The organism is Streptomyces sp. NPDC048277 (assembly GCF_040652235.1).
Classification (GTDB): Bacteria; Actinomycetota; Actinomycetes; order Streptomycetales; family Streptomycetaceae; genus Streptomyces.
The window spans coordinates 47,299-59,072 of record NZ_JBEZLQ010000043.1 but is presented as its reverse complement, the minus strand read 5'-3'; the positions used below and the strand labels follow the sequence as shown (position 1 = coordinate 59,072).

10 protein-coding genes are annotated in these 11,774 nt (G+C 71.6%); 2 read left to right on the top strand and 8 right to left on the bottom strand.

Annotated elements, in window-relative coordinates:
* Nucleotides 1-126 precede the first annotated feature (126 nt).
* The 3 genes from AB0D85_RS49145 to AB0D85_RS49135 form a co-directional block, all read right to left on the bottom strand.
* Nucleotides 127-795, bottom strand: a complete 669-nt coding sequence (locus AB0D85_RS49145) for a nucleotidyl transferase AbiEii/AbiGii toxin family protein (RefSeq protein WP_362337143.1) — start codon at nt 793-795, stop codon at nt 127-129.
* 5 nt (nt 796-800) lie between these two features.
* Nucleotides 801-1,193, bottom strand: coding sequence for a hypothetical protein (locus tag AB0D85_RS49140; protein WP_362337140.1), 393 nt, complete (start codon nt 1,191-1,193; stop codon nt 801-803).
* 476 nt (nt 1,194-1,669) lie between these two features.
* Entirely contained in the window at nt 1,670-1,915 is a 246-nt protein-coding gene (locus AB0D85_RS49135; protein ID WP_362337137.1) for a hypothetical protein, read from the bottom strand.
* 1,936 nt (nt 1,916-3,851) lie between these two features.
* Between AB0D85_RS49135 and AB0D85_RS49130 the strand changes: the two genes are divergently transcribed.
* Together AB0D85_RS49130 and AB0D85_RS49125 are read left to right on the top strand one after the other, a co-directional pair.
* Nucleotides 3,852-4,442, top strand: coding sequence for an RNA polymerase sigma factor (locus tag AB0D85_RS49130; protein ID WP_362337134.1), 591 nt, complete (start codon nt 3,852-3,854; stop codon nt 4,440-4,442).
* Nucleotides 4,439-5,362 carry a hypothetical protein gene (locus AB0D85_RS49125; protein ID WP_362337132.1) on the top strand — a complete coding sequence of 308 codons (924 nt, stop codon included), beginning with the start codon at nt 4,439-4,441 and terminating at the stop codon, nt 5,360-5,362. The genes AB0D85_RS49130 and AB0D85_RS49125 overlap by 4 nt, the downstream gene beginning before the upstream one ends.
* 939 nt (nt 5,363-6,301) lie before the next feature.
* Here AB0D85_RS49125 and AB0D85_RS49120 read toward each other — a convergent pair.
* The 5 genes from AB0D85_RS49120 to AB0D85_RS49100 are packed head-to-tail and all read right to left on the bottom strand — an operon-like array spanning nt 6,302 to nt 11,708.
* A complete protein-coding gene (locus AB0D85_RS49120; RefSeq protein WP_362337130.1) occupies nt 6,302-7,546 on the bottom strand; it encodes a hypothetical protein in 1,245 nt (414 codons plus the stop codon).
* Nucleotides 7,547-7,593: 47 nt separating this feature from the next.
* Nucleotides 7,594-8,379, bottom strand: a complete 786-nt coding sequence (locus AB0D85_RS49115) for an SDR family NAD(P)-dependent oxidoreductase (RefSeq protein ID WP_362337127.1) — start codon at nt 8,377-8,379, stop codon at nt 7,594-7,596.
* A gap of 13 nt (nt 8,380-8,392) precedes the next feature.
* Nucleotides 8,393-8,701, bottom strand: coding sequence for a ferredoxin (gene fdxA, locus AB0D85_RS49110; protein ID WP_362337124.1), 309 nt, complete (start codon nt 8,699-8,701; stop codon nt 8,393-8,395).
* Nucleotides 8,698-9,810, bottom strand: coding sequence for a 2-oxoacid:ferredoxin oxidoreductase subunit beta (locus AB0D85_RS49105; RefSeq protein WP_362337121.1), 1,113 nt, complete (start codon nt 9,808-9,810; stop codon nt 8,698-8,700). The genes fdxA and AB0D85_RS49105 overlap by 4 nt, the downstream gene beginning before the upstream one ends.
* Nucleotides 9,807-11,708: a 2-oxoacid:acceptor oxidoreductase subunit alpha gene (locus AB0D85_RS49100; protein WP_362337118.1), complete on the bottom strand. Its 1,902-nt coding sequence runs from the start codon at nt 11,706-11,708 to the stop codon at nt 9,807-9,809. The genes AB0D85_RS49105 and AB0D85_RS49100 overlap by 4 nt, the downstream gene beginning before the upstream one ends.
* Nucleotides 11,709-11,774: the final 66 nt, after the last annotated feature.

Sequence of the window (11,774 nt, the reverse complement as noted above, 5' to 3'; positions counted from 1 at the left end):
GCAGACGTCCTCTTCGCCATGCTCCGCGACGGCACCTTCTACGACCCCCAACCCACCCCTGCGGGTTGACGAAACCCATAGGGGCACCCCCCCGTGCTTGTGGGAGGGCGTGCACGTGCGGCACGATCAGTCGATGTCCGGATCACCGGGCTCTTCGAGGAGCCGGGCTGCGAGGTCGTCGGCCCACTCCACGGCCCAGGTTCGAAGAGCGGTGATGGTGGCATCGTCCAGGCCGTAAGCGGCGAAGGCTTCGTCGTCGGTCCAGTCGGCGCCGGTGAGGTTCGCCTGCAGGTCTTCGCGCTCGAAGCGGCCACGGGCGTGGCGGCGGCCGAACTCCTCAAGCTCGGCATTGGACCAGCGACGGGAGGCCGCGAACACGTCGATCAGATCGCGGGGCGCTCCGCGGTCGGCGAGCGCGCGGACCTTGGTGCCGATCACGTCCTCCTCCGCGAGGACGGGTCCGTACGGGCTCTGGGTGACCGGCCGCCAGAAGATCTCCTTGAGGATGTCGACTTCGCAGTCCTGCCCGGTGACCGGGTCGGTCACGGTGAAGCGGGCGGACAGCGGGGCGGTCTCCAGGGCGTGCACCTTCCAGCCGCGGGTCTCCAGGCCGGTGCGGAGTGCGGCGGCGATGTCGGCCATGGGGGCCGGGTTCTCGGTCGCGACATCGAGGTCCTGACTCGGGCGGTTGACGAGATGGTGCGCCCGTACTGCATACCCGCCGGTGAGAACCAGCGGATACGGGGAGCCGAGGGAGATCACATCGGCCAGGAGCCGCGTGTGCAGCTCCGGCATGTCCGTCACGCGGCTGCCCGGGTGCGGGAGGCGAGCTGCGGGAAGGCGTCTTCCCATACGGTGCGCACGGTACGGCCGAGGAGGGTGCGCAGCACCGGCCACAGCCGGAGGAGCAGGTCCTCGTTGAGATAGCGGGGCAGGTCGTCGCGCAGGCCCTCGTGCAGGACAGTGCGGTACAGGCCCATGCGCTGGCGTGGCTTGTCCAGGTCGTATGAGGTCATCCCGGACCAGGCGATGTGCAGCGGCAGCTCCACGACCCCCTGGGCCGGGCCGTGCAACTCGTCCAGCGACTGCGGCAGACGCCGCCGGAACTTCTCCCGGTACAGCGCGAGATCCTCGGCGACCGCGCCCGACAGGTACCTCGGTGCTGGCGCGGGGTGATGCGGACTGGAGGGCATGAACCCATTATGGCGGCCCGCGAGGTGGTGCGGGTCGCGATGCGGGAGCTGTCCCGGCCTTCCCGAGGGCCGGGGCGGTCGCGCTGGAGACGGCGTGGCCGGCGATTGCGCACTGTCGGAGGCGAAGATCTGGTGCACCGCCAGCGCGTGCAGCCGGTCGAGCTGTCACAGCAGGCGGGAGGAACGGGGTACTGCGTCCGCCTCGACCGGCTGCCCCTCCGCGCGCAGCGCCTCGGCCGCCCAGGCACCGAGCATCGGTTTACCGACGTACTCGGCGACCGGACCGACCGGGGCGTCCGGCAGGGTGCGGGCGGCCGGCGCGCGTCCGGACCGTCACCGGCCGCCACCCACGCGCGCAGCACCCGGCGGTCCGTGGCCGCCTCCCAGTGCCACGCGGCGGCGACCAGCCGCTCGGCGTCCAGCGCCGAAACCGCCTCCAGGGTGGGGAAGCGCTCCGCGACGGTCGACGGCGTCCACTACGGTCCCGGTTCCCCGTCACCAGCATCGTCCCTGCCCCCGTCCGGTCCCGGGTGCGCCGCGCGCGGTGGCCAGCCGCCGCCGTGCGCCAGCAGCAGCGCCTCGCGCAGTACCACCGCGGCGAGCGGTGTCAGCCCGTAGGCGTCACCGCTGCGCCACACCACACCGGCCCCGGCCAGGGCGTCCAGTCGGGCCGCCGGCCGATGCGCCTCCGGCTCCAGTTCCGCCACGTCGTTCTCGTCCAACGTGCCCAGCCCTATAGGAGGCGTTCCAGTTCGGGCGGTGACGGCAGGCGGTACGACGAGGCCGACCCGTCCGGCTCCTCCGGTTCTGCCCGCTCGGCCTCCTGACCCGGCTCGTGCGGGCCCGCCGTGTCGTCGCGCTCACGCACCGGAGCGGCGAACGACGCCCCGGCGGCACCGCGCACTCGGCCGACACGGCCGCGTCCCGGGCCACCGAGCGGGTCTCGCCCGCTGCGGTGCAGAGCGTCACCAGGTCGCCGAGGATCTCGTCGTCGAACTCCTCCCCGATATCGGGGTCCGCGCCCAGCCGGTCACACCACTCCACCAGGGCACGCACCGTGAGCCCCGCGAGTTCGCCCGCGTCCCGCTCCCGCCACGCCTCCAGGGACGGCCCCGGACACGGGGTGCCGTCCTCGTCCAGCACCAGGAAACCGGTCACCACAGTGAAAGAGACACCGTCGGGGTCGAGCTCGGGGTCGGCGGGCGGGGCGGTGGCGAGCCGTGCCGCCGGGGCGAGCAGTCCGTTCGCATGCAGCCCGGACACGAACCCGCCCCGGTCCGCGGGCAGGGGGTGCGGCGGCGCGGACGGCTCACGGTACTGAGCCGCGACCGTCCGGAGCGAACCCGTCACGGAGAGCATCGGGAAGGGCTGCAGGCCGGTTTCACGACCGGGAAGGGGGACGGGTGGGGCCGGTTCCCGCACCCGCTGTGCCGGGAACGCCCGCTCCCGAGGCGCTGGGCAGTGCTCCACAGGACAGCCGTCGAGTTCTTCCAGGGCCGCCTGTGCCGACGGTGAGCGCCGCAACGGTCCAAGAAGAGAACGGAGTTCACGTTCGGCGGTGTCCGCCGGTGCCGAGCCGAGACGGCGGTACAGCCTGACGAAGGGGTGTACCTCCACGAGCGCCTCGTCGATGTGCGCGTGCCGCGGCAGGAGCGCCGCGCGGCGGGCGTGGGTCAGGCAGCGGGAGCGCCGTTCGTCGAGGTGCCGCAGCGCTGCGGCACATTGCGATAGCGAAGTGGTTGCCGGGGATCCTCGGCCGGAGGGGCCGAGGCATCGCATGGGTAGAGGGGGCGGGGTCGACGCGCAATCGGGTGGGGGGGGATCGTGGTGACTCCTCCCCTGTGGCGGGCGAGTCGCCTGCCGCATCTCTCTGCGTCTGTGCCCCTGCCCTTCCGTACGCCCCCTGATCTGGTCCCTGCCGGTCAGGGGGCTTCTTGCGTCGGACTGTCGATTCCGAGGGGCTTGTGGGCGTGGAGCCCGCGATTCGCACCGCCATGGGCGGCTTGGGTTGCCGCCGAGTACGCTGCGGACGGGGCTGTGGTGGTGGTCCTGGTGTCCCTGGCGCACGTCTGTGGCGGTGACGCACGTATGACGCACGGAGTTTTCGCGGAGCCTGGAGCGGGCTGGAAAACCGCCTCTGACCTGCATGTTCTCTGGAGCGGCCCAGGTCGCACATCTTCCCGATGACGCATCATGTGGAGTGCGTGGCGATTCTTGAACCGGCTGGGAAGGGCGCCTGACCTGCGGGTTCGGGTGGTGTGCGCTATGTGCGGTGTGGGCGTTACGGGCGATATCTTGACGCTGAAATGATGCTATCCGAGGTATCTTGACGCTCATTTGACGCCCTTTCTGATGGGGCGTCAGGAGCACTCAAGGCAGGTTCCCACTCTTCCTCGTGGTTCCCCGCAGGATCCGGCACGCGAATGGCACGGCTGGGGCCCCGGATTGCCTGAGCCCCAGCCGGCGCCAGTCATCCACGCTGCCATGTCGTCGACCACGGCAAGCTAGTTGTGACCGTCAGTGACAGTTGGCCGCTGCCTCGACGTCATCGAGGGGCCGTGTGGTGCCGCCCTTGTAGCGGCGGGGCGCGAACGCAACCGGCGTGGTGTGACAAGTACGGGGTGAGACCGTCGTCCGGCGGTCGGAGACGGAGCTTCCGTGGAATCGGAGCACGACGCGTACGGCGATCGTGACAGTGACACCCAACTGTCCATGTCCGCCGCGGATCCGGCGGCGTTCACGCCCCTGGTCGAAAGGTACTCGGTCGCCCTGCACGGCTACTTCGCGCGGCGGATGCCCGGCGCGGCGGACGATCTGCTGGCCGAGGCCTGGCTGCAGGCGTTCGCCGCGCGGCACACGTTCGACGCCTCGCGCGGATCGGCGCGAGGCTGGCTGTTCGGGGTGGCCCGCAACGTCCTCGCCGGCACCGTGCGGCGGGCGGCGCGGACAGAGGGCCCGCCGGGGGAACAGGTCACCGACCCGTGGCAGGCGGTGGACCAGCGGCTGGACGCGGCGGCGCTGGCGCCCGCACTGCGCGGCGCGCTGGCCGAACTGCCCGCAGAAGAGCGGGAGGTGATGCTCCTCGTCAGCTGGGAGCAGCTCACGCCGGCCGAGGCGGCCGCCGCTGTGGGCATCCCGGCGGGGACGGCCCGTTCGCGGCTGCACCGGGCCCGGGGCCGGTTGCGCGAACGGCTCGCGCCGGCCCGCCTGGCGAGCCGGCGCCCTGCCGTGACAGGAGACCTGACATGAGTACACACGACATGGAGGAGACGGGCGTGATCGAGCGGCAGGCACTGATGGACTTCCCGGGCGCCAAGGCGCTGCAGGCGGCGGGCCGGGTCGAGCCCCCGTCGGCGCAGGTGCTGGCCCGGTCGCTGGCGGCAGTCGAGGAAGCCGTGCGGGAGGACATGGGCCAGGCCCAGCGGGAGGAGGTACGGAAGGACGCCGTGGTGACGCCGTTGCGTAAGCGCCGTCGCGTCCTCGCCGTCCTGGCGTTGGCCGCGGTCGCGGCCGGCGTCACGGTGATGGGCGTGAACACGGGAGCGGGTACCCGGCACGGGGCGCAGCCGCAGTCCGCGTCGGTTTTCCTCAACAACGTCGCCGAGGTCGCCGCCACGCAGTCGGCCGGCTCGGGGAGGTACTGGAAGGTCCGAACCGATTCCGCCGAGTCGTACATCACGCGTTCCATGGACGCCACCTACGTCATCTCCGGCAAGACCCCCCGCAAGACACGGTTTCCCGGCTGGAGGCTCGGGTCGGAGACCTACGACTGGAACGGTCTGGACAGGCTGACCACGAACCCGGCGTTGCTTCTGCGGCAGATCGAGACCACGACCAAGGCCTCCGCCGATCAGGACGAGGACGCGGGAACGCTCGGCTTCGTGCAGGCGACCACCCTCCTCGCCAACGCCCCCGCCGGCCCGCGACTGCGCAGCGGCCTGTTCCGGGCGCTGGCCGAACTGAAGGGTGTGACCGTCGTCGGCACCGTCAAGGACAGCGCCGGGCGCACCGGGACGGAGCTGGCCTACCACGGGGGCGTCGGCACCACCAAGGTGATCATCGCCCCGAAGACCGGCACCCTCCTGGAACTCACCGAGCCGTGGAGGACTGAGAAGGACCAGCGCCGGGCGACGTACCTGTCCACCGGCCTGACCGACACGATCGGCTGACGGACGACACGGAACGGCGCACAGCCCCGTCCTGGACCGTGCGCCGTGGCCGCGGGGCATCCACCAGACGCGGCGTGATCGACCCGTACCAGCACGATGCTTGCGTACCGCAGCAGTTGAGCAGCGCGGGACGAGATCTCGCTCAAGCGAGCCGGGACACGATGGTCGGAACCGGTGCGGTGCGGTGAACTGGTGGCCTTGACCCGGGACCCGAGCGTCGGTGGCGTCGGCGCCGACATGGACCAAGAGGCGTCGTCGTCCCGGCCGGGCTTGCCGTTCGCCCGTGCCGCCGCTGGATCCAGGACGGCCGTGACCGGCGCCGGTCACGCGCCGCGACGGGTCGTCGTCGGGTGAGCGCCAAGTCGGTCGGCCAGACCCTCGAACCGCCTGGTCCGTGCGCTGAAGGACCTCGGCGGCATCCCCGCCTACGGCAATCAGCGCACCACCTGGGACGCCGGCTGCCCCGAGCCTGTACTGACCGTCGGGCCGGCCGCGGGCTGCCCTCCCCGGAGGGGAAGGGGAGCCCCGGGCCGTCCGGGGCTCCCCTGCCGTGGCAGCCGCTTCCCAACACCACGGAGCCGCCCATCTGTTCGCAGACGAGCAGAACGAGAATGGCACGCTCCTCGGCGGGCATCCCGGGATCCGCGCACCTGGTCAGGACTTTGTAAGCGTTCCGGCGCCACCGTCGGGGGAACGGCAGGCTGATGGCTCGAACACCGGCATACCGTCGACAGATGCGTGAAACCGCAGTCCAGCGGCATGCCCTCGGCCCTGTGGGCGTTCCGGAGCTGGCGGCACCACCCGCTGGAGCAACTCCCGCAGGTCTTCCGGCGCCAACCGTTCGACAAGCGCAGCAGTCGGCCCCCCCGCCGACCGACGTAGCCCGGCCCCGACGTGTTCGGCGACGCCACTGGCGGGAGCGGCGGAAAGGCCTGCTCATCAGGATGAGGGGGTGAGTGTGCCTCCTCCGGTGAGCTTGTAGGTTTTGCCGTCCAGGTAGGCGTTGGCGGTGAGTGAGGCGTCGTAGGTGATGCTGTGGGCGCTGGTGATGCCGCGTGCCTGGTCGCCCCGGATGCGCAGTCCCGTGACGGAGGTCAGCGTCGAGGTGGTGGGCGAGGACCAGGTCGCGCCGTCGCTCAGCGCGAGCGCGGCTCCGCTGATGGTGCCGTTGAGCTGGGTGTGGGAGGCGTCGAGCTCCACCGTGCCGCCGCCGGACACCGTCGCCAACTCGTCCGTGGCCGAGCGGAGTCTGGCTCCGTCGGAGACGTCGATGACGGTCGAGCCGCCGCTGAAGTCGAATACCGGGCCGCCCTGCGCGGTGAGTGAACCGCCACGGATGGTCAGTGTGTTGCTGCTGGTGCCCATGGCGAAGCCCATGACGCCCTCCTCGGCGCCCGTGAGGTCGCTGTGGTCGGCGAGCACGGTGGTGGTGGTCCCGGCCATCACCACGGCGTTGTCCGCCCGCGCGACACCGTGGACCCGGTAGGCCTTGATGGTGCCGGTCGCGTAGAGGACGGTCGAGTACTTGCCGGTGGCCAGCAGCCGGCCGCCGTGGACCTCGATCGTGCCGTCGCCCTGGTCGGTCGCCACGGCGGAACCGTGGCAGGCCGTGGAGACCATGTCCACATTGCGCAGCACCGCGCTGCCGTTGTGGCTGACCAGGACCGGGTGCGCGAACTGCCCGGAGACGTCGATGCGGCCGCCGCTCATGGTGACCGACCCGTCGTAGTCGGCGTGCAGGGCGTTGGCGCCCGATCCGGTCGTGGTGATGCTGCCGCCTCGGACACCGATGGCGCTGCCCGCGCCGGTGACCCGTACGGCGGCGTTGAGGCCGTAGAAGCTGCTGTCGTCCGCCGACTCGGTGTTGCCGCTCGTGACCACCGTCGGACGCCGGAGGCGGAGGGTGCCCGCGTTCTTGACCAGGACCGCGGTCTCGTTGTCGTCGGTGGCGGTGAACAGTGCGTCGGAGAGTGTCCGCGTACCCCCGTCCAGGGTGTACGCGGCGGTGCCGGTGATCGTGCCGGTACCGCCGCCGGGCCCGGGTGCGCTGCACGCGGTCGGGTCGACGGTGTCGGCCCAGGCCGCTGGAGCACTCCAGGCCACGCCCGAGACGGCCAGTACGGCCATCGCCGGGAGCAGGGCGATCCGGCGCTTGCGTCGTCCGGTGGGCAATCCGCGATTCATGTCATTCCTGTCGTGGTCAGGTCGGTTGAATCCTGGACGGTGTGCTGTCAGCCGAGGGTGGAGAGTCCGCCGTCGACCAGGATGCTGGCCCCGGAGATCCACTCGGCGTCGTCCGAGGCGAGGAAGAGCGCGGCCTTGGCAACGTCCTCGGGCTGCCCGAGGCGTCCCATGGGGATCCGGTCGAGGGTCAGCCTCCGGAAGGCCTCGGGCGGGTTCTCACTGGTGAACAGCGGGGCGGTGGCCGGCGTGACAACCGGGCCCGGGATCACGGAGTTGGCCCGGATGTTGTACTTGCCGCCCTCGGCGACGAGTTGGAGGGTGAGTGCCATGCAGCCGGCCTTGGCGGCGGCGTGGGCGTTCTGGGCGACGAACTCCACCCCGCGGACGGCGGCGATGGAACCCACGTTGATGACGGATCCGCCGCCGTTCGCGATCAGGTGGGGCCAGGCCGCGCGGGTGACGTAGAAGACCTGGTCGAGTTCGTTGCGGAGGGTGAACTGCCAGTCGTCCACGGAGAGTTGATCGATGGGTGCCATCCGGATCGCGGAGGCGTTGTTGTAGAGGACGTCCACGCCTCCGTAGCGGGTCGCGGCCTCGTTCACCCAGGCTCGCGCGGCGTCGGGGTCGCCGAGGTCGACCGGGCCGAGGGCGGTCATCTCGCCGCCCGCCGTGCGGGCCAGTTCCTCGGTCTCGGCGTTGGCGGCCGCGTTCAGGTCGCAGCCGACGACCTTGGCGCCTTCCCGGGCGAAGAGGATCGCCGCGGCGCGGCCCATGCCGCCGCCGGTCCCGGTGATGAGAGCGACCTTGCCCTGGAGGCGTCCGGGGGTGTTCATGAGCGGTACTCCTTCACTGATGTGCGGCGACCACGGGCGCGTCGGCGGGCAGCGGTCCCGCGGCGGTCGCCCCGCCCGGTGACCCCAGTTCGCCGAAGACGGACGCGTTGGCGTCGGTGTAGGCGGCCCAGCCGTCGGGGACGTCGGCCTCGTAGAAGATCGCCTCGACCGGGCAGACCGGTTCGCAGGCACCGCAGTCGACGCAGTCCTCAGGGTGGATGTAGAGCATCCGCTCCCCCTCGTAGATGCAGTCGACGGGGCACTCCTCGACGCAGGCCTTGTCCTTGACGTCCACACAGGGCTGGGCGATCACGTAGGTCATCGGGATTCTCCGGTGGCTGAGCTGACTGCGGGGCTGACGGTCCACGTCTCGGAGCCGTGGAGCAGTGCGGTGAGGTCGGCCGGCCGGGCCTGGCGGGCCGTTTCGAGCTGGCCTCGGGCCAGGTCGTCGTAGGTCGGACGTCGGACGGCGCGGAAGACGCCCACGGGTGTGTGGCGGGTGGCCGGTCCGCCGAGCCGGGACAGTGAGAAGGCGTGGGTGGGGTCGGCCGTCTCGGTGTCGTGGACGACCGTGCGGGAGGTCTCGAAGCCGGCCCCGGGTGCCACGACCCGCAGCGCGCCGCTCTCGGGGTCGCGGATCACCCGGTGTGCGCCGTCGGGCCCGAAGCACAGCGGCTCGCCGTGGCGCAGCGGGATGACGGCCGGCGGGCGCGTGGGATCCGCGGTGTCCCGTTTGAGCAGGTCGAAGGCGCCGTCGTTGAAGACGGGGCAGTCCTGGTAGATCTCCACCAGTGCCGATCCCCGGTGCTCGGCCGCCGCGCTCAGCACCTCGGTGAGGCCCCTGCGGTCGGAGTCCAGTGCCCGCGCGACGAAGGTCGCCTCGGCCCCGAGCGCCAGCGAGACCGGGTTGAAGGGGTGGTCGACCGAACCCATCGGGGTCGACTTGGTGACCGTTCCGGGCTCGGAGGTCGGCGAGTACTGCCCCTTGGTCAGGCCGTAGACGCGGTTGTTGAAGAGCAGGATCTTGAGGTTGACGTTCCGGCGCAGGGCGTGGATCAGGTGGTTGCCGCCGATCGACAGCGCGTCGCCGTCGCCCGTGACGACCCAGACCGACAGGTCGGGCCGGGTGAGCGCCAGCCCGGTGGCGATGGCGGGCGCCCTGCCGTGGATGGAGTGCATCCCGTAGGTGTTCAGGTAGTAGGGGAAGCGGGAGGAGCAGCCGATGCCGGAGACGAAGACGATGTTCTCGCGGCGCAGCCCGAGGCGGGGCAGGAAGGACTGGACGGCGGCCAGCACGGCGTAGTCGCCGCATCCGGGGCACCACCGGACCTCCTGGTCCGACCGGTACGAGGCGGCGGTCCGGCCGTGGTCGTCGGTCGGTACGCCGTCCGGTCCGCGCAGGGTGGGCGGGTCGAGGTCGATGGCGGTCATGGGGCGGTCCTCTGTACGGCTGTCTGTGGCGTGCGGGTGGTCCCGGCGGCCGGGGCGGTGAGCAAGTCGTGGATCGTGTCGGCGAGTTCGGCGGCGCCGAAGGGGACTCCGGACACCTTGGTCACCGAGTGGACATGCGCCGCGCCGAAGGCGCGCAGCAGCGGCGCCAGTTGGCCGAGGTTCAGCTCCGGTACGACCACCCGCTCGTAGCGGCTCAGCACGGCGTCCGTGTTGCCGGGCAGCGGGTTGAGGTGCCGTAGGTGGGCCTGGGCGACGGACCGGCCGCGTGCCCGGATCCGGCGGCAGGCGGCGCCGATCGGGCCGTAGGTCGAGCCCCAGCCCAGGACCAGTACCCGGGCGTCCCCGGAGGGGTCGTCCACCTCCAGGGCGGGTACGGCGACGCCGTCCACCTTGGCGCGGCGGAGCCGGACCATGCGCTCGTGGTTGGCCGGGTCGTAGGAGATGTCACCGCTGCCGTCGGCCTTCTCCAGGCCGCCGACGCGGTGTTCCAGGCCCGGCGTGCCCGGAACGGCCCACGGGCGGGCGAGTGTGCCGGGATCGCGCAGATAGGGCCAGAAGGCGCCCGAGCCGTCCGTGGCGTTGGGTTCGGTGGCGAACCGCTGGCGCAGGTCGGGGAGTTGGTCCGCATCCGGGATCCGCCAGGGTTCGGAGCCGTTGGCCAGCGAACCGTCCGACAGCAGCAGTACAGGAGTGCGGTAGGTGAGCGCGATCCGTGCCGCCTCCAGCGCGGTGTCGAAACAGTCGGCCGGAGAGCGCGGGGCCAGCACCGGGACGGGGGCCTCGCCGTTGCGGCCGTACATGGCCTGGAGCAGGTCGGCCTGCTCGGTCTTGGTGGGCAACCCCGTGGAGGGGCCGCCGCGCTGTACGTCCACGACGACGAGCGGCAGCTCGATCATCACCGCGAGGCCGATGGTCTCGCTCTTGAGCGCGAGCCCCGGACCGGACGTGGAGGTCACGCCCAGGGCGCCGCCGAACGCCGCGCCGAGGGCGGCGCCGATCCCGGCGATCTCGTCCTCCGCCTGGAAGGTCAGTACGTCGAACTCCTTGTGCCGGGACAGCTCGTGCAGGATGTCCGAGGCCGGCGTGATCGGATAGCTGCCGAGCAGCAGCGGCAGTTCCGCCCGGCGGGCCGCGGCGATGAGGCCGTAGGCGAGCGCGGTGTTGCCGGTGATCTGCCGGTAGGTGCCGGGCGGGAGCGGGGCGGGGGCGATCTCGTACGTGCCCGCGAACGCCTCGGTGGTCTCGCCGTAGTTCCAACCGGCTTGCAGCGCCCGCGCGTTGGCCTCGGCCAGGTCCGGACGGGAGGCGAACCGGTCGCGCAGGAAGCGCTCGGTGCCCTCGGTGGGACGGTGGTACATCCAGGACAGCAGGCCGAGCGCGAACATGTTCTTCGCCCGGTCGGTGTCCTTGCGGGACATCCCGGACCCGGCGAGGGCACCGTGGGTCAGCGTTCCCATGGCGACCTGATGGACCCGGAAGGCGTCCAGGCTTCCGTCGTCCAGGGGCGAGTTCCCGTATCCGGCCCTGGCCAGGTTGCGGCGGGTGAACTCGTCGGTGTTGACGACGATCACGGCGCCCGGCGCGAGGTCCGCGAGGTTGGCCTTGAGCGCGGCGGGGTTCATCGCCACCAGCACGTCCGGCCGGTCGCCCGGGGTGAGGATGTCGTGGTCGGCGAAGTGCACCTGGAACGAGGAGACACCGGGGACCGTTCCCCTGGGGGCCCGGATCTCGGCCGGGTAGTTCGGCAGTGTCGCGAGATCGTTGCCGAACAGGGCGGTCGCCGAGGTGAAGCGGTCGCCGGTGAGTTGCATGCCGTCGCCGGAGTCGCCGGCGAACCGGACCACCACCCGGTCCAGTTGTGTCGTCTGCGCCGTCACGGCGCTCCTCCTGAACTCCGCACCACGTGCGGCGGATGGGGACCGGTGCCCCGCCTGGCGCGGCGG

Bases quoted from the DNA above. Each gene is read 5' to 3' on its own strand.
- AB0D85_RS49125 (WP_362337132.1), top strand. From the start codon at position 4,439: ATGAGTACACACGACATGGAGGAGACGGGCGTGATCGAGCGGCAGGCA.
- AB0D85_RS49115 (WP_362337127.1), bottom strand. From the start codon at position 8,379: ATGAACACCCCCGGACGCCTCCAGGGCAAGGTCGCTCTCATCACCGGG.
- AB0D85_RS49140 (WP_362337140.1), bottom strand. From the start codon at position 1,193: ATGCCCTCCAGTCCGCATCACCCCGCGCCAGCACCGAGGTACCTGTCG.
- AB0D85_RS49120 (WP_362337130.1), bottom strand. From the start codon at position 7,546: ATGAATCGCGGATTGCCCACCGGACGACGCAAGCGCCGGATCGCCCTG.
- AB0D85_RS49145 (WP_362337143.1), bottom strand. From the start codon at position 795: ATGCCGGAGCTGCACACGCGGCTCCTGGCCGATGTGATCTCCCTCGGC.
- fdxA (WP_362337124.1), bottom strand. From the start codon at position 8,701: ATGACCTACGTGATCGCCCAGCCCTGTGTGGACGTCAAGGACAAGGCC.
- AB0D85_RS49105 (WP_362337121.1), bottom strand. From the start codon at position 9,810: ATGACCGCCATCGACCTCGACCCGCCCACCCTGCGCGGACCGGACGGC.